Here is a 16512-nt window from a genome sequence, read left to right on the forward strand (position 1 = left end):
CATTTGCGGCAAAGTTCGATATATTTCGCGCCCAAGTCAAATAAGAATAGAGTGGGTGATGAAATTGAATCAAAAAGCAAAACGGTATTTGGAATACGCCAAATATGCCTTGCTGGCGCTGGCGTATCTGTTTCTCATGGAAGTGCTGGGATGGATCTTCAGCTCCCAGGGGACTTGGAGCTTTGGCAACCGCGTAACCATGTTCGCGGCCGTGTTTTATTTTGTCTGGACGGCGCTGTTCGCCGCTCTGGCCGTGAGTCTTAGCTTGGTGCTCTACCGCACAAAAGGGAAGGGCATTGTGCCGGCTCTGCATTTTCTCAATGGGGCGGGCTGTGCGATGTATCCGTATCTCTATTTCGAGCGCATGAACGTCTTTTCCGCGCTGAATTTGTGCGTGCTTCTTTTCCTCTTCTCCTTCTATCTGTTCCGCAGGACGCTGGAAGTGGAGCGGCCTGCCGCCTATCTGCTTTTGCCCTATATCATTTGGCTGGGCGTCGCGCTCATTCTCTCCTACCAGAGTGTTCTGCTAAACTAATAATTGCTTCCTGAGGTATTTTTTAGTATAATATTATGGAAAATATATGTCGGGTATCCGAAATGAGAAAAGGCGGAAGAGCGCTTTTTGCCTGCGGAGTATCTTCGGAGCTTCAGCAAAACTGGCAGAGCGCTTTGAATGCAGATGCGGAACCTGAACGGAGGTAGAAAAATGAATAACAGAAGCAAGAAACTTGGGGTTTTGGTGCTGGGCGCGGTGCTTGCCGCCGTAACGCTGCTGCTGGGGATGACGCCGCTGGGCATTATCCCGCTGGGCTTTATCAACGTTACGATCATGTGCATCCCGGTTATCGTGGGCACAATTTGCTGCGGCATTCAGGTTGGGCTGATTTTGGGCGCGGCCTTTGGCATTGCCAGCGCGTGCTCGGCATTTGGGGTTTCCATGGTGCCAACCAGCGCGCTCGTCTCCATGCTGATGGCAGAGAGCCCGTTTGAGGTGGTGCTCATGTGCCTGATCCCGCGGCTGATGCTGCCGGTTGTCGTGCATCTGGTGCACCGGGCTTTCGCGAAGAAGAGCGAGAAGATGGGCAAAGTTGGCATTGGTGTTGCGGCCGCGGCTGGCTCGCTGACCAATACCATCCTGTATCTTGGTATCATGCTTCTGCTTTTTGTGGTCAATGGGCTGGAATCGGCAAAAGTCTTGGCAGTGATCGGCGGGACGGGCGCCATTGCCGGCTCGCTGGAAGCGGTTGCTGCGGCGCTGATCTGCTATCCGATTATCCTGGCGGTCAGCAGCATTTCCAGAAAAAATAAGTAAGGAAGAGAAGTTTTATCAGCATGCTATTTGTGATAGATTTGGGCAATACCAACATCAAATGCGGTATTTTCGACGGGGACAAGCTCCTGCATTCCTGGCGGCTGGGCACTAAGATAGACCGCACGGCCGATGAGCTTGGCATCAAAGTCGTCTCGTTTTTCAATTATCTTGGCATTGATACGGAAAAGGTGGAGGATATCATCGTCTCCTCCGTCATTCCCTCCATCAACTATACAGTGGAGCATATGTGCCGCATCTATTTCCATAAGAAGCCGTATTTCGTGGAGCCGGGCATCAAAACGGGCATCAATATTCTCTATGATAACCCCAAAGAGCTGGGATCCGACCGCATCGTGAATGCGGTTGCGGCGTATGTGAAATATGGCGGCCCCTGCATCACGGTAGATTTCGGGACGGCCACTTCCTACGGCGCGGTTTCGGCCAAAGGCGAGTTTTTGGGCGGGGCCATTTGCCCGGGCGTGAAAATTTCCGCTGAAGCGCTCATCTCCAATACGGCCAAGCTGCCCCGGGTGGAGCTGACCATGCCGAAGAATGTCATCAACCGCAATACCATCAGCTGTATGCAGTCCGGCCTTTTATATGGCTATGTGGGTCAGGTCGACTATATTTTGCGCAAGATGAAGGCCGAGCTGGGCGGAAGCGCCAAAGTTGTCGCGACGGGCGGCCTGGCGGATGTGATCGCGCAGGAAACCAAAACCATCGATGTGATCGACAGCCTGCTGACTCTGGAAGGGCTGAAAATTATTTATCATAAGAATGTGGAGAAGTGAGCTATGAAGAGTGTCAAAATTGCCATCATGGGCATGGGGACAGTGGGCGGCGGTGTTTACCGGCTAATTGAGATGGAAGGGGAGCGCATTGCCCGGGAACAGGGCATCTGCCTGGAAGTGAAAAAGACGCTGGCGCTTGCGTATAGCGTGGAAGTTCCCGAGGCCGTCAAAGCGGCGAATGTTCAGGAGATTGCAGAGGATCCGGAGATCTCCATCGTCGTCGAGCTCATGGGCGGCATGGAGCCTGCCAAGACGTTTATCAAAACCATGCTGGAGGCGGGAAAGACGGTGGTCTCGGCAAATAAACAGCTCATCGCAAATGCCTGGCCCGAGCTGGAAGCAGCAGCCAAAAAGGGCGGCGCAGGATTCTATTTCGAGGCCAGCGTGGGCGGCGCGATTCCCATTATCCGGACGGTCAACACCAGCCTTCAGGCGAATACCATTCAGTCTATCGAGGCTATTATCAACGGGACGACCAACTTCATCATGACCAAGATGTGCGATGAGGGCGGTGATTTTGCGGAGGTGCTCAAGGAGGCGCAGGAGCTCGGCTATGCCGAGGCAGACCCGACGGCAGATGTGGATGGTTTTGACGCGATGTATAAGCTCTCCATCCTCTCTTCGCTGGCGTTCTGCTCCCGGATGCCCATCGATAAGATCTACCGCGAAGGCATCCGCAATGTGAGCAAGAAGGATATCGACTGCATCAAATCGATGGGGAAGGAAGTCAAGCTTCTGGCCATCGGTAAAAAGGATGGCAACAAGGTGCAGCTGCGCGTGCACCCGACCATCATCCCCAAAGAGCATATGCTGGCGACGGTAAAAGGCTCCTTCAATGCAGTATTTTTAAAGTGCAGTATGGCAGACGACCTCATGCTCTACGGCAGAGGTGCAGGAGATTTGCCTACGGCCAGCGCAGTTGTTTCGGATGTCCTGAATGCTGCAACCCAGGAAGCACCCGCGTATGCGCGTTTTAAGAACGTGGAAGGCGAGGTCGACCCGGAGATTTGCTTTGATGATAACTGGCAGACCGGCTATTACCTGCGGGTCCAGGGCGGGGATGCCGCGCAAAAGGCGAAAGCCGCTTTGGAGAAGAGAGGGATTCAGGTTGCGCAGGAGATCGCTTTGGATGGCGATTTGGCCCTTATCGTCGAGCAGGCGCATGAGCAGGAGATTCAGGCGGCTGTGCAGGAGATGGGCGGCGTCGCATCGCTGCTGCGCATGCAATAGAAAAATCAATCGCAAAAGCAAAAGAGCAGAGAGGTTCTCTGCTCTTTTTTTGCATGAAAAAAGCGGGCGCTTCCTGCCCGCTTTCAAAACGCGTTTTAGACGACGTATTTATAGACACACCCTAAAATGGATTCTTTGATGCGAAAAATCGGGGTGCCGTCCGGCTCGGAAATGGTCTGGCGCAGAACCAAAATCGGCTCGCCCCGGTTGACACGCAGCGCGGAGGAGACCCATTTGCTGGAGCGCTCGATCTCGATGGTCTTTTTCGAGCAGGAAATTTGCCCAATATGAAATTCTCTTTCCAGGATTCCCCAAACAGATTCGGATTCCAACGGAAAATTCTCCAGCGCGGCGTATTTGGGATGAAAGAAATATTCCTCGATAGCCGCCGGCTTGCCGTTGACGAAATAGTTATTAGCATATAAAAAGACGAGCTCTTCCGCGCGAAGCCCCAGTGCTATCATATCGTTTTTGGTTGCGGGGATGAGTCCTTTATAGGAAATATGGCTGGTGAGCCGGGAATTGCTCTCCAGCGCAAAGCCGCCGCTGGAAAGGGAGGAAACCGAAGTGGATTTCGGCTGCTTTTTAGGCGGCAAGGATAAAACAGGCTTTTGCTGCTTGACATAAGTTCCTTTGCCCTGGCGGCGAACCAAGATATCCTGTTTCGCTAAGGCCGCGATGGCCGCGCGAATGGTGGTGCGGCTTAAGTGATATTGTTCGCAGAGCTCCAATTCCGAAGGGATCTTATCGCCCTCCTGGTATTTGCCATTTTTTATTTCTGATAAAATCAGGTCGCACAGCTGCAAATAGAGCGGTGTGATGGAATTTTGGTCTAGAGCCATTTGAGTTATCTCCTGGGTGCAGAGGGGCATGGCTGATGCAGATGCTCACTCTTTTGGCGCTCTCAATCCATCCTGTTTTCGTAACAAGAGATAGGAGGGAGACTGCATCAAAATACCCGCTATTTTTATCGGTTTTCCTGCAAAAACAGAGCACATTCTGAGCGATTGCGCCATCTTGTTTTGCTGTCAGTTTTTCATCAATATATATTTTATTATTACATTTTAATAACAACTCGTCAATGGATTGAAAAAATATAAAGAGAAATTTAATAAATAGGGGAGAAAGTCTGAAGAAATCTATAAAATAAGAAGCACTGTTTTGGCAGTGCTTCTTGCGGATAGTAGCATTTTACTACATATGAAAAAATGATGAACTAAATGTTAGAAGCGTAAAAGCTGGATTCACTATATAGAGAAAACTAGTTATACTTGTAATAATTCCATAAAGCTTTATAGGTGTGGTGCCAATAATCGGATTCATTTTTGGCTTCAGTGTATTCATCATATAGCTGCTGATATTTATCTTCCCATTCAGTAATCGTCTCGTTTAAATCATCAACGGCCTGATTACTACGAAACATCTCCAACATAAAATAGACGGTGGAACATAGGAGCAGGCAGATGACGATGCTCATGCTGATGATAGCGGCTTTGGCTTTATGAGGTTTTTTTGGTTTGGGCATTACCTCGCCGCAAACAGAGCAAGCCTTTTCCTTCTTGCTGAGCAAAGCGCCGCATTTTGGGCATATCTGCACTTTGCCTTTCATTTTGGAGGAGATAGGCATGGGTTGTTGCGGCGATGTGTAAAAGGCAGAAGATTGGGGAGCGGCGCTGGATTGGGCTTGCGCTTCCGCTGAAGAAACCCCGCAATAAGGGCAAAAGGTGCTTTGTTCTGGGATGAGATTTCCACAATTCTTACATTTCATAATCTATGCTTTCCTTTGCTTTATTGAATTAAAAAGGCGGCCAGTTATTGGCAATGCGGGCAGGGGCGATAGCCTTGGTATCTTGCGTTTTCACTGTTGAAGATATAAAAGTATGAGTCATCCAGATAAGAGCAACCATAGGAGTGATAGTAGCGATTGCTGTTTCCGACAATCACGGCATAGTCATGGAAAAAGCTTGCCTCTCTATACATTCTATCGTAATCTAATTTTAAATCTTGATAGTGCCTTTTCCATGATTCTGACTGCTTGGTTTGAGTAGCTAACTCAGAATTTAGTTTTTCGATTACCTCTGAGTAAGAGGTAATCTCTTCGTTCAATTTGTCAATCGCGCGGTTTCCCTCAAACATTTCCAGCATGAAGTAGACGGTAGAACATACGAGCAGGCAGATGACGACGCTCATGCTGATGATCGCGGCCTTCGCTCCATGGGGCTGTTTCGGCATGGCCTCTCCGCAAATAGAGCAGACCTTCTCCTTCTTGCCGAGCAAAGCGCCGCACTTTTGGCATTTCTGCACCTTGCCTTTTGCCTTCTTTGGCTTGCCAGAAGATTGCTGAACCGGCGGCGCATAAGGCGCAGTAAACTGAGGGGCGGCAGGCTGAACCTCCTGAGCTCGTTCTAAAGAAGCACCGCAGTAGGGGCAGAAAGTGCTTTGATCTGGAATAAGACGTCCACAGTTTTTACAGTTCATGATTGTTTTCCTCCATTGGAGCGCCGCACCGATTGCAGAATTTGGCACCAGCGATCAGCGCATTTCCGCATTTTGGGCAGAAACAGGCTGCGGCATTGGCCGGAGCCTCCGGCGAAGGCGAAGCGTTCTGATAGGGCTGATAACCGGCAGAGGCAGAGAAGCCTGAAGGTGCGCCGCCAGAGATGCTTTGGGCATTTTGCATGGGAGCGCCAGGCTGCTGCACATAGTCATAGTTTGGCACATAGGCAGGGGCCTGGGGCGGTACCTCCATCTCGAACAGCTCGCTGCGCTTATTGAAGTAGGAAAGATTTGCTGCGGCCCAGCAAAACGCGCCGGTAATTCTACCCAGCATATAGGGTGAAAAACTCCCGCTAATCAGTATCCCCAACACTTCGCATCCCACGCTAAACCAAAGATAGACCATGTTCCACTTGAAGGAAGAGGGAGAGAGCTTGAGTAGTTTCACAAAGGTGATAACGCTGATAGCAAAACAGGCAAAATCCATCAGCAGGGCAATATAGAAAACAGGAGCCAGATATCCTCCGAATAGATACGGGAAATAGGGGATATAGCTGTTAACTAGTGTTATTATAAACGAAAGAAACGAGATCGGGAAGCGAATAAATATGTAGAAGAAGAGCCATTTTGTCGGCATTCCGAACGCCTTTGTTTTGCGGCTGTAGATTGATTGGTTCATAGAATCCTCCCTATCCATTTTTATACTATGGCTAATTATCATTATAATGCTTGCGACAAAATTCTGCAAATTTTTTACTGGCAAAACAGCATGAAAAAAAGGAGGATTTCCTCCTTTTTACTCTTTTTTCTTTTTGCGCTTTTCCCGGAAGTATTCTCTTAAAATTTGCGCGCATTCCTCTTGCAGGATTCCGCCGGAAACCAGAGGGTGATGATTGAAGGGCAGGGCGTTCAAATCGCAAAGACTGCCAAAACAGCCGGCTTTGGGATCGGGAGCGCCGAAACAGACCTCATCCAGCCGGGCATTGAGAATCGCCCCAGCGCACATAGGGCAGGGCTCCAGCGTTACATAAAGCTGGCAGCCAGTCAGCCGCCATCCGCCCAGCTTTTTCGCGGCCTTTTGAATGGCGAGAAGCTCTGCATGAGCGCAGGGATTTTTGCCCGCTTCGCGCTTGTTATGCGCCCGGGCGATGACGCTGCCCTCCCGGACGATCACCGCTCCAACGGGAACTTCATCGATGGCCGCGGCCTTGGCGGCTTCGCGCAGAGCCAGGCGCATATAGTATTCTCGCGTTTGCTGCATGAACCCTCCTCCTTTTAGGGGCAGAGCGCTTGGAGAATGCCGGCCACGCTATCAAATGTATAGTCCGGGGCAATCTCGGAGGCATCAATATCCTGCTGACTGATTTCGCCTGAAAGCACAGCGATGCCCGTAATGCCGCCGTTCACGGCCGTCGCGATGTCGGTATAGAGCCGGTCGCCGACGATGGCAGTCTTTTCCGGCGCCGTTCCTGCGGCATCCAGGATAAAGGAGACGGTTTCTGCAAAGGGCTTGCCCATAAACTTTGGGGCAATGCCCGTGGCATGCTCGATCATGGCGCTCATAGAGCCGCAGTCCGGCAGGAAGGCGCCGCCCTCCAGCGGGCAGACGCGATCGATATTCGTGGCCAAAAAGGGAACGCCGGAAGAGACGAGCCGGCAGATGGCCTCGGCTTTTTGAAAGTCAAAAGTAGTATCGAACCCGAGTACAACGGCATCGGCCGCCTGAGTATCGGCCGGCAAAAGCTCGATTCCTGCCTGCGCAAACTGCGCTTCCAGCGCGGGCGTGCCGGATAAAAACACCTTTGGGGCAGGAAAATGCGTTTTCAGATAGTGGAGTGTAACATCTCCGGAAGTCATGATATGCGAGCGGGTGATGCCCGAAAAGCCCATCCGTTCCAGCTTTTTGACATAATCCTCAGGTGCTTTGGAGGAGTTGTTGGTAAAGAAGAAAAACTTGATTCTGCGCTCCAAAAGCGCCTGAATCAGCTCCAGCGCGCCGGGGATCAGCGTCTCGCCGAGGTTGATGGTGCCGTCCATATCGAATACAAAACATTCCAGATCGCGGATTGGTGTGGGCATAGGGCCTCCTTATTGGGATAATATGGTTTGGAAAGAAAAATCTTTTTTCTGAACGCCCGGATAGCCGAGCTCGAGCTGGGAAAAATCCAGCAACTCCAGCAGGTTTTCCAGCATCACTTCTTCCATATAGATGGGGTCGGTAACATAGCTATAGGTCGCCGCCAGATCTTCCAGCAGGTTTTCGGCATTGTATTTGTGCAGATTTTCCTGCACGTTCCAGTCCTTATACTCCTGGTCGCTCATGCCGAATTCTTTTTGAAGCGCATCGAAAAACTCCTTTTCCTTGCCGTAAACTTCCGTATCATTGATCTCGATGATATGCGCATCGTATTCGGTTTCCAGAAACTGCTGATCGGCTCCAAGGCTGAACTGCTCGGCATAGTAGGAGAGGATGCGCAGCTCCGCTTTCTGCAAAAAGAGATCTTTTTCCTTTTGCAGGGCCGTTCCCTTCACCTGATGGGAAATCTCCTGCTCTTTTAGCGAGCGCTGCAAATCCTGCACCGTCATGATCACCTGGCCGTTGACGACCAGCAGCGGGTCATCTGGGTTCATGCCTTCCAGCGCACTTTTTTTGGAACAGCCTGCGGCGCAGAGCAGAGCGAGAAGCAGCAAAACGGCGAGAAAAATACTGAAGGCTCTTCTCATTGGTTGCCACGCTCCAAAACTTTTTTGAGGAACTGGCCTGTGGCGCTGTTTTCTACCGTCGCCAGGTGTTCGGGCGTGCCCGTCGCGACGATTCTGCCGCCTGCATCGCCGCCTTCCGGCCCAAGATCGATGATGTGATCCGCGCATTTGATGACATCCAGGTTATGCTCGATGATGACGATGGTGTTGCCCTTTTCACCCAGCCGCGCGATGATATCCACCAGCTTTTTGACGTCGTGCGTATGCAGGCCGGTGGTGGGCTCGTCCAGAATAAAGAGCGTCTTTCCCGTCTGCCGGCGGGAGAGGTAGGTCGCCAGCTTGATGCGCTGTGCTTCGCCGCCTGAAAGCGTCGTGGAAGGCTGGCCAAGCTTGATATACGTCAGCCCCACATCCTTGAGCACCTTCAAAATCGGCTCAATCTTGGGGATGTTTTTGAAAAACTCATAGGCATCTTCCACGGTCATATCCAGCACTTCAAAGATATTCTTGCCCTTGTATTTGACTTCCAGCGTCTCTCTGGTATACCGCTGCCCTTTGCAGACTTCGCAGGGGACATACACATCCGGCAAAAAGCTCATGCCGATCTGGATGATGCCGTCGCCCTTGCAGGCTTCGCAGCGGCCGCCCTTGACATTGAAGGAGAAGCGGCTCTTGGTATATCCGCGCACTTTGGCGTCGTTCGTCATAGCGAAGAGATCCCGGATGTGATCGAACACGCCGGTATACGTCGCCGGGTTGGATCTGGGCGTGCGGCCGATGGGGGACTGATCGATGTTGACGACCTTATCGAGCTGCTCCAGGCCCAGAATCTGCTTGTGCTTGCCCGGGCGGTATTTGGCGCTGTTCAGCTGACGTGCCGCCGCCTGGTAGAGAATCTGGTTGACCAGCGTGGATTTGCCGCTGCCGGATACACCGGTTACCGCGGTAATCAGCCCGATGGGGAACTTGACGTTGATATTTTTCAGGTTGTTCTCCGACGCGCCCTTGATCTCGATATACCCGTTGGCCGGCTTTTTGCGCTTTTTTGGAATTTCGATTTTCCGCCTGCCCGAGAGATAATCGCCGGTGAGGGAGTGCGTATCAGCCATGACCTGCTCCGGCGTTCCCATGCAGACAACTTCGCCGCCATGCACGCCGGCGCCCGGCCCGATATCCAGAATATAGTCGGATTCCATCATGGTTTCCTCATCGTGCTCGACGACGAGCAGCGTGTTGCCCAGATCCCGCAGGTTTTTGAGCGTGGCCAGAAGCTTGGCATTGTCCCGCTGATGCAGGCCGATGCTGGGCTCGTCCAGAATATAGAGCACGCCTACCAGCCCGGAGCCAATCTGCGTGGCCAGCCGGATGCGCTGAGCCTCGCCGCCCGAAAGCGTTCCGGCAGAGCGGGAGAGCGTCAGATACCCCAGGCCGACATCGATGAGAAAATCCAGCCGCGCGTTCAGCTCTTTGAGCACGCGGTCTGCCACGGCCTGCTGCTTGGCGGTGAGTGTCAGGTTATTGAGGAACTGCTTGGCCTGCACGATGGACATATCCGAAAGCTCCGCGATATTGACGCCGTTGATCCGCACGGCCAGCGTCTCGGGGCGGTAGCGCAGCCCGCCGCAGGTGTGGCAGGGCATTTCATACATATACTGGCGGATTTCCGCCTTCATCCCTTCGGAGGAAGTCTCGTTGAACCGCCGCTCCAGATTGGGAATGATGCCCTCAAATGTGCGGTTATAGCGCGAAACTTCCGAATCACTGCGGTATTCCATGGGGATGACTTCCTCGCCCGAGCCATACAGCACAATCTGCCGCGCCTTTTCGGGCAGATCCTTCCAGGGCGTATCCATAGAGAAGCCGTAGTGCCGGGCCACAGAGGCCACGCGCTGGCCATTCCACTTATCCCATGCCGAGAGATTCCAGCCCGAGACGCGCACGGCCCCCTGGGCGATGGAGAGGTTTTCATCCTGCACGATGGTGCTCTCGTCTATCTTGAGAATGACGCCAAGGCCCGTGCAGTCCGGGCAGGCGCCGAAGGGGCTGTTGAAGGAGAACATCCGGGGAGAGAGCTCCTCGATGCTGATGCCGCAGTCCGGGCAGGCGTAGTTCTCGCTGAACAGCATCTCCTGGCCGCTGTCCGCATCCTGCACGATGACCAGCCCGCCCGAAAGCTTGAGGGCGGTTTCCAGAGAGTCGCTCAGCCGGCGGCGGATATCCTCCCGCAGGCGCAGGCGGTCCACGATGACCTCGATGGTGTGCTTGTTGTTCTTGACCAGAGAGATCTCCTCTTCCAGCATGTGCATCTGCCCGTCCACCCGAACCCGGGCAAAGCCGCTCTTGGCAAGGTCGGTAAAAATTTTCTTATGCTCGCCTTTTTTTGCCCGGACGATGGGGGCCAGGATATTCAGCCGCGCGCCTTCCGGGAGCTGGAAAACCTGCTCTATCATCTGATCGACGCTCTGCCGCTCGATGGGTTTGCCGCATTTGGTGCAGTGCGGCACGCCTGCCCGGGCGTAGAGAATGCGCAGGTAATCCTGGATCTCGGTTACCGTGCCCACGGTAGAACGCGGGTTTCGGCTGGTGGTTTTCTGGTCGATGGAGATGGCGGGGGAGAGCCCCGTAATATAATCCACGTTCGGCTTCTCCATCTGCCCCAAAAACTGGCGGGCATAGGAGGAGAGCGATTCCATATACCGCCGCTGGCCCTCGGCGTAGACGGTATCGAAAGCCAGGGAGGATTTGCCGCTGCCCGAAAGCCCGGTGATGACGATGAGCTTGTTTCTGGGCAAATCCACGCTGATGTTTTTTAAGTTGTGCTCTTTGGCACCTCGAATGCTGATGACGTCTTCCAATGCAGTTACCTCTTCCTTTGGGGCAAGCCCCTTCGCACTTATAATTCTCCTTTAAGCTGCCGGATGCGATCCCGCAGCGCCGCGGCAATCTCGAAATCCAGCTCGGCGGCAGCTTCCTTCATCTGCTTTTCCAGCAGTTTAATATTCTTCTCATTGCGGTTGATCTCCCGGATATCCGAAGTCTGGCTGGAGACTTCCTCCGTTAGATCGATCTTGTCGTTGACTTCTTTGACGACGGATTTAGGCGTGATGCCGTGCTTCTCGTTATACGCCTGCTGGAGCGCGCGGCGGCGGTCTGTCTCGCCCACAGCGCGCTGAATTGAGCCGGTCATCACATCCGCATAGAGGATGACGCGCCCTTCGGCGTTTCTGGCGGCGCGGCCGATGGTCTGGATGAGGGAGGTTTCATTGCGCAGAAAACCCTCTTTATCCGCATCCAAAATGGCCACCAGAGCGACTTCCGGGATATCCAGCCCCTCGCGCAGCAGGTTGATGCCCACGAGCACATCGAATTCGCCCAGCCGCAGGCCGCGGATGATATCGATGCGCTCCATGGTATCGATATCCGAGTGCATGTATTTGACGCGCACGCCCATCTCGCTGTAATAATCTGTCAGCCGTTCGGCCAGCTTTTTGGTCAGCGTCGTAACCAGCACGCGCAGGCCCTGCTTGGTAACTTTGTTGATCTCGGCCAGAAGGTCGTCCAGCTGGTTTTCGACTGGGCGGATGATCACTTCCGGATCTAATAGGCCCGTGGGGCGGACGATCTGCTCGACGATGGCGCCTTTGGCCTTTTCGCGCTCGTATTCCGCCGGGGTAGCCGAGAGATAGATGGCCTGGTTGATGCGCTGGTTGAACTCGTCGAACTTGAGCGGCCGGTTGTCTGCGGCGGCAGGCAGCCGGAAGCCGTATTTAATGAGCATTTCCTTGCGCGCCTTATCGCCGTTATACATGGCGCGCACCTGCGGCAGCGTCACGTGAGACTCGTCCACAAACAGCAGATAATCGCTCGGGAAGAAGTCCATCAGCGTAAAAGGCGCATCGCCCGGGTTTCTGCCGTCGAAATAGCGGGAATAGTTCTCGATGCCCGAGCAGGAGCCAACCTCCTGAAGCATCTCCATGTCGTAGGTGGTGCGCTGCAAAATGCGCTCGGCCTCCAGGTATTTTCCGGCCTCTTTAAACATCTCGGCCTGGGCGAGCATATCTGCCTTGATGCGCGGGATGTTGGCCAGAACTTTTTCGCGGCTCACGGCATAGTGCGTCGCCGGGAAGATCATGACGTAGCTGGAGGAGAGCACGGGCTTTCCGGTTACCACGTCCACTTCTAAAATCCGGTCGATCTCATCTCCGAAGAACTCGATGCGGATAGCTCTGGAAAGGCCGCCCATGGGGAAGACTTCCACAATATCGCCCCGCACCCGGAAAGTGCCCCGGACGAATTCGATGTCGTTGCGCTTGAAGTTGATGGCAATGAGGCGCTCCATCAGAACGTCGCGGTCGATGGTCTGCCCGGTGCGCAGGGCGACCGTCGCATCCCTATAGTCCTCAGGCGCGCCGATGCCGTAGATGCAGGAGACGCTGGCCACGACGATGACGTCCCGCCGCTCCAAAAGCGCCGAAGTTGCGCTGTGGCGCATGCGGTCGATCTCCTCGTTCATGCTGGAATCCTTTTCGATATAGAGATCCCGCTTTTCGATATACGCCTCCGGCTGATAGTAGTCGTAGTAGGAGACGAAGAACTCCACGGCGTTGTGCGGGAAGAACTCCTTAAACTCACTGCAAAGCTGCGCGGCCAGAGTTTTGTTATGCGCCAAAATCAGCGCTGGGCGCTGGGTCTGCTCGATGATATTGGCCATGGTAAACGTCTTGCCCGAGCCGGTTACGCCCAGCAGAACCTGGTCGCGCCGGCCGGCCTCAACTCCCTGAACCAGAGCCTTAATCGCATCCGGCTGCCCGCCGGATGGCTTAAATTTTGATTCTAGTATAAATTTACCCACAAATTCTGTTCCTTCGCAAAAAATCTCTATTCTATTTTATACCACTTGCCCCCCGGTTGCAAACCAATTCCTGTACTAGTTTTTACCCACTTTGTTAAATTCTTCTTAACTTTTTGGGGCGGGGGAGAGCAAGAAAAAAGCAGGGCGGTTTTTCCGCCCTGCAAAGCGCCAAAGGACTATTGCCTGCGCAGGCGATCTGCCAGCGCGGCATCCGGAGAGACCAGGATGCTCCAGTAGTGATCGTAGTTGACCATGCCCGGCCGCGCGCCGTTTGCTTTCCAGACGTTTTTGCGCGGCGCATAATCGATCTCCACTTTGCCGGCCTTGCTGCCCCGGCAGTAGGTGGCCGCGATGGTGGCCGCCTCGATGACGTCGCTGTCCAGCAGCTCTCCGCCGCCCGTAAAGAGGATGACGTGGCTGCCTGGCTGGTTTTTGGCATGGAACCAGTAATCCGTGTCCTCCGCGACGTGCAGCGTCAGGGCATCGTTCTGGCGGCTGTTGCGCCCGGCCAGCGCTTTGCTGCCGCTGCTCAGCAAAAACTCCATGGGCTTTTCCAGCGGGTCGCTTCGGGTGATCTTCTCTCTGGGCGCCAGATCCAGATAGCCATAGCGCACCAGCTCCGCGCGGACCTCCTGCAAATCCTCCAGCTCCTGCGCGGCCTCGGCGGTATACTCCAGCTCCCGCAGATACCCAAGCTCCTGCTCGTATTGCGCGGCCTGCTTTTCCGCGATGGCAACGCCGTTTTTCAGCTTGGTAACTTTCTTAAAATACTTGGTGGCGTTGGCCGATGGGCTGAGGGAGACGTCCAGCGGAACGGTAATTGGCTCGCCGGTATAGTAGTTGACAAGCTCTGCCTTGGCCATGCCGCGTTTGAGCTGATAAATATTGGCGGAGATCAGCTCGCCGTACAGCCGGAATTTCTCCGTCCGCTCGGCCGCCTGAATGGTCTCCCACTGGATTTTCAGCTTTTTTTCCACCCGGGCGATGTTCTTTTTCAGCACGCGCATCACGCCTGCGCGGCTCTGCTCCAGCTTTTGCAGGAAATCCCGCCGGGCATAGTAGTAGTCCACGGCTTCATTGGCCGCGGCAAAGCTTTGGCGGTTCTGCTCGGAATAGGCGGCATAGGGGACGAGGGAGAGAAACACGGGCACGCCCGCCATATTTTTCTGCACGCAGGGCGCGGGGTGCGCCAGCGCCTGCTCTAAATAGGCGCGGATGAACTCGGCGAAATCAGGAGCCTGCCCCGGCGGCAAGAGCGCGGGCGTCTCTTCAAAGAAGCGCGCGCAAAGCTCCTCGGCCGTCTGGGGGGAAAGGCCCTCCAGCGCCTCAACCAGGCCATACGGCAGGTTTTTGCCTGAAACTGCGGCGGCAATCTCGTCGCAGTCAGCTTCCAGCGGGTTTGTTTTATCCATCGGGGGCAGCTCATAGCGCACTCCGGGGAGCACCTGCCGCTTGCTGCTGGTATCCACAGAGATGTGCTTGATGCTATCCATGATTTTGCCGTTTTCATGCACCAGAATGATATTGCTGTATTTGCCCATGATCTCGGTGTAGAGCGCATAGCGGCAGGCGATGCCCATCTCGTCCTTGGCCGCAATATCTATGCGGACGACGCGCTCCAGCCCTTCCTGGGCAATTTGCTCGATGCGGCCGCCCGAGAGGTATTTGCGCAGAAACATGCAGAAGTTGAACGCCTTATCCGGGTTGGGCTTTTGCTGGGCCGTCAGGTGCAGGCGCGGGTCGCTGCCCGAGGCGGAAAGCAGCAGCCGCTTTTTGCCTTCCCTGGTATGAAGCAGCAAAATGGCTTCATCTTTCTGCGGCATATTTATCTTTTCGATCTTCGCGCCTGCCAGCGGAGCAGAAAGCTCGCGGATCAGGGCGCAGAGGGTGAGTCCGTCTAAAGTCATGTGAAGTTCCTTTCCCAGGCGCGGCGGCTTTGCCGGGCGCCAATAGCCCTATTATACTATTTTTTGCCTCTGCGCGCCACCTTTTCCTGGTTTTGCCCGGAAAAACGGGATTCTTTGCATTCTGCATCCGGTATGATACAATAAGAAAGAAAATATGCTAGAGCATAGGAGAAAGATATGGAGACGATGCGGCAGGATTTTAGCTGCGATTATCTGGAAGGGGCGCATCCGCTCATCTTGCAGCGCCTGATGGAGACGAACCTGGAAAAAGCGCCGGGCTATGGCATGGATCGCTATTGTCAGAGCGCCAAGGAGAAGATCCGTGCGGCCTGCGCCTGCCCGGAAGCGGAGATTTTCTTTCTTTCCGGCGGAACGCAGACCAATGCAGTCGTGATAGAAGCGCTGCTGCGCCCCTATCAGGGCGTGATTTCGGCGGATACCGGGCATATCAGCGCTCACGAAGCCGGGGCCATCGAGCATGGCGGGCATAAGGTGCTGACTTTGCCGCATACGCTGGGCAAGATCAGCGCAGAGCAGGTCCGGGCCTGCTTTGAGGCATATGAAAACGATGGGAACCGGGATCACCTGGTCATGCCGGGCATGGTCTATCTCTCGCATCCGACGGAGTACGGCACGCTCTATACCAGAAAAGAGCTGGAGGAGATTGGGAAAGTCTGCGCGCAGTATGGAGCGCCGATCTATCTGGATGGCGCGCGGCTGGGGTATGGCCTGGCGGCAGAGGGGACGGATGTTACCCTGCAAACGCTGGCGCAAGTCTGCGATGCGTTCTATATCGGCGGAACCAAGATGGGAGCACTGCTGGGCGAGGCGCTGGTGTTCCCGCGGCCTGGTCTCATCCCGCACTTTTTCTCCATCATCAAGCAAAACGGCGCGCTGCTGGCCAAGGGGAGAGCGCTGGGCATCCAGTTTGATGTGCTTTTTACGGACGATCTCTATTTTCAGCTGGGCAGGCATGCCGTGCGCCTGGCGCAGGAGATGAAAAAAAGGCTGGAAGAGAGGGGATGCCGCTTCCTGTTCGATTCGCCGACCAACCAGCAGTTTCTCATTCTGGAAAACCGGCAGATGGAGCGGCTCTCCCAAAAGATTGGCTTCAGCTTCTGGGAGGCATACGATAAGGAGCACACGGTCGTGCGCCTGGCCACAAGCTGGGCCAGCAGGCAAGAGGATATCGCGCAGCTCACTGCGCTGTTTGAATAGAGA

The 16512-nt window shown here is 54.2% G+C and carries 15 protein-coding genes; 5 read left to right on the forward strand and 10 right to left on the reverse strand.

Annotation, left to right across the window (positions count from 1 at the left end; genetic code table 11):
- Positions 1-58: 58 nt before the first annotated feature.
- From AALG83_01170 to AALG83_01185, 4 genes are all read left to right on the forward strand, one after another.
- Positions 59-535: a tryptophan-rich sensory protein gene (locus AALG83_01170; GenBank protein MEY8381771.1), complete on the forward strand. Its 477-nt coding sequence runs from the start codon at positions 59-61 to the stop codon at positions 533-535.
- A gap of 171 nt (positions 536-706) precedes the next feature.
- Entirely contained in the window at positions 707-1312 is a 606-nt protein-coding gene (locus AALG83_01175) for an ECF transporter S component (protein ID MEY8381772.1), read from the forward strand.
- Between the two features lie 20 nt (positions 1313-1332).
- The gene (locus AALG83_01180; protein ID MEY8381773.1) at positions 1333-2103 is read left to right on the forward strand and encodes a type III pantothenate kinase; all 771 of its coding nucleotides are present in this window, start codon (positions 1333-1335) and stop codon (positions 2101-2103) included.
- Positions 2104-2106: 3 nt separating this feature from the next.
- Positions 2107-3333: a homoserine dehydrogenase gene (locus AALG83_01185; GenBank protein MEY8381774.1), complete on the forward strand. Its 1227-nt coding sequence runs from the start codon at positions 2107-2109 to the stop codon at positions 3331-3333.
- Positions 3334-3428: 95 nt separating this feature from the next.
- Here the strand turns inward: AALG83_01185 and AALG83_01190 are convergent, their stop codons facing one another.
- From AALG83_01190 to AALG83_01235, 10 genes are all read right to left on the reverse strand, one after another.
- Positions 3429-4175: a GntR family transcriptional regulator gene (locus tag AALG83_01190; GenBank protein MEY8381775.1), complete on the reverse strand. Its 747-nt coding sequence runs from the start codon at positions 4173-4175 to the stop codon at positions 3429-3431.
- Positions 4176-4594: 419 nt separating this feature from the next.
- Positions 4595-5101, reverse strand: coding sequence for a zinc ribbon domain-containing protein (locus AALG83_01195; protein MEY8381776.1), 507 nt, complete (start codon positions 5099-5101; stop codon positions 4595-4597).
- Between the two features lie 44 nt (positions 5102-5145).
- Entirely contained in the window at positions 5146-5811 is a 666-nt protein-coding gene (locus AALG83_01200; GenBank protein ID MEY8381777.1) for a zinc ribbon domain-containing protein, read from the reverse strand.
- On the reverse strand, positions 5801-6577 hold the full coding sequence (locus AALG83_01205) for a zinc-ribbon domain-containing protein (GenBank protein ID MEY8381778.1): 777 nt from the start codon (positions 6575-6577) through the stop codon (positions 5801-5803). The genes AALG83_01200 and AALG83_01205 overlap by 11 nt, the downstream gene beginning before the upstream one ends.
- Before the next feature lie 48 nt (positions 6578-6625).
- Positions 6626-7090, reverse strand: a complete 465-nt coding sequence (gene tadA / locus AALG83_01210; protein ID MEY8381779.1) for a tRNA adenosine(34) deaminase TadA — start codon at positions 7088-7090, stop codon at positions 6626-6628.
- A 14-nt stretch (positions 7091-7104) separates the two neighbouring features.
- Entirely contained in the window at positions 7105-7908 is an 804-nt protein-coding gene (locus AALG83_01215) for an HAD-IIA family hydrolase (protein MEY8381780.1), read from the reverse strand.
- A 9-nt stretch (positions 7909-7917) separates the two neighbouring features.
- Entirely contained in the window at positions 7918-8553 is a 636-nt protein-coding gene (locus tag AALG83_01220; GenBank protein ID MEY8381781.1) for a hypothetical protein, read from the reverse strand.
- Complete coding sequence (gene uvrA / locus AALG83_01225) at positions 8550-11387, reverse strand: excinuclease ABC subunit UvrA (protein MEY8381782.1); 2838 nt, start codon at positions 11385-11387, stop codon at positions 8550-8552. The genes AALG83_01220 and uvrA overlap by 4 nt, the downstream gene beginning before the upstream one ends.
- Positions 11388-11425: 38 nt before the next feature.
- Entirely contained in the window at positions 11426-13384 is a 1959-nt protein-coding gene (gene uvrB / locus AALG83_01230) for an excinuclease ABC subunit UvrB (GenBank protein ID MEY8381783.1), read from the reverse strand.
- 176 nt (positions 13385-13560) lie between these two features.
- On the reverse strand, positions 13561-15291 hold the full coding sequence (locus tag AALG83_01235; protein MEY8381784.1) for an NFACT RNA binding domain-containing protein: 1731 nt from the start codon (positions 15289-15291) through the stop codon (positions 13561-13563).
- Between the two features lie 177 nt (positions 15292-15468).
- On the opposite strand from AALG83_01235, the gene AALG83_01240 reads away from it, so the two are divergent.
- Positions 15469-16509: a beta-eliminating lyase-related protein gene (locus tag AALG83_01240; protein ID MEY8381785.1), complete on the forward strand. Its 1041-nt coding sequence runs from the start codon at positions 15469-15471 to the stop codon at positions 16507-16509.
- Positions 16510-16512 lie beyond the last annotated feature (3 nt).

The sequence above is a fragment of the Christensenellaceae bacterium 44-20 genome, from assembly GCA_041223705.1.
Taxonomy (GTDB): domain Bacteria; phylum Bacillota; class Clostridia; order Christensenellales; family Christensenellaceae; genus QANA01.

What these genes read in the sequence shown, in the direction of transcription:
- AALG83_01170 (MEY8381771.1), top strand. Translation starts at nt 59, where the DNA reads ATGAAATTGAATCAAAAAGCAAAACGGTATTTGGAATACGCCAAATAT.
- AALG83_01175 (MEY8381772.1), top strand. Translation starts at nt 707, where the DNA reads ATGAATAACAGAAGCAAGAAACTTGGGGTTTTGGTGCTGGGCGCGGTG.
- AALG83_01180 (MEY8381773.1), top strand. Translation starts at nt 1,333, where the DNA reads ATGCTATTTGTGATAGATTTGGGCAATACCAACATCAAATGCGGTATT.
- AALG83_01185 (MEY8381774.1), top strand. Translation starts at nt 2,107, where the DNA reads ATGAAGAGTGTCAAAATTGCCATCATGGGCATGGGGACAGTGGGCGGC.
- AALG83_01190 (MEY8381775.1), bottom strand. Translation starts at nt 4,175, where the DNA reads ATGGCTCTAGACCAAAATTCCATCACACCGCTCTATTTGCAGCTGTGC.
- AALG83_01195 (MEY8381776.1), bottom strand. Translation starts at nt 5,101, where the DNA reads ATGAAATGTAAGAATTGTGGAAATCTCATCCCAGAACAAAGCACCTTT.
- AALG83_01200 (MEY8381777.1), bottom strand. Translation starts at nt 5,811, where the DNA reads ATGAACTGTAAAAACTGTGGACGTCTTATTCCAGATCAAAGCACTTTC.
- tadA (MEY8381779.1), bottom strand. Translation starts at nt 7,090, where the DNA reads ATGCAGCAAACGCGAGAATACTATATGCGCCTGGCTCTGCGCGAAGCC.
- AALG83_01215 (MEY8381780.1), bottom strand. Translation starts at nt 7,908, where the DNA reads ATGCCCACACCAATCCGCGATCTGGAATGTTTTGTATTCGATATGGAC.
- AALG83_01220 (MEY8381781.1), bottom strand. Translation starts at nt 8,553, where the DNA reads ATGAGAAGAGCCTTCAGTATTTTTCTCGCCGTTTTGCTGCTTCTCGCT.
- AALG83_01235 (MEY8381784.1), bottom strand. Translation starts at nt 15,291, where the DNA reads ATGACTTTAGACGGACTCACCCTCTGCGCCCTGATCCGCGAGCTTTCT.
- AALG83_01240 (MEY8381785.1), top strand. Translation starts at nt 15,469, where the DNA reads ATGGAGACGATGCGGCAGGATTTTAGCTGCGATTATCTGGAAGGGGCG.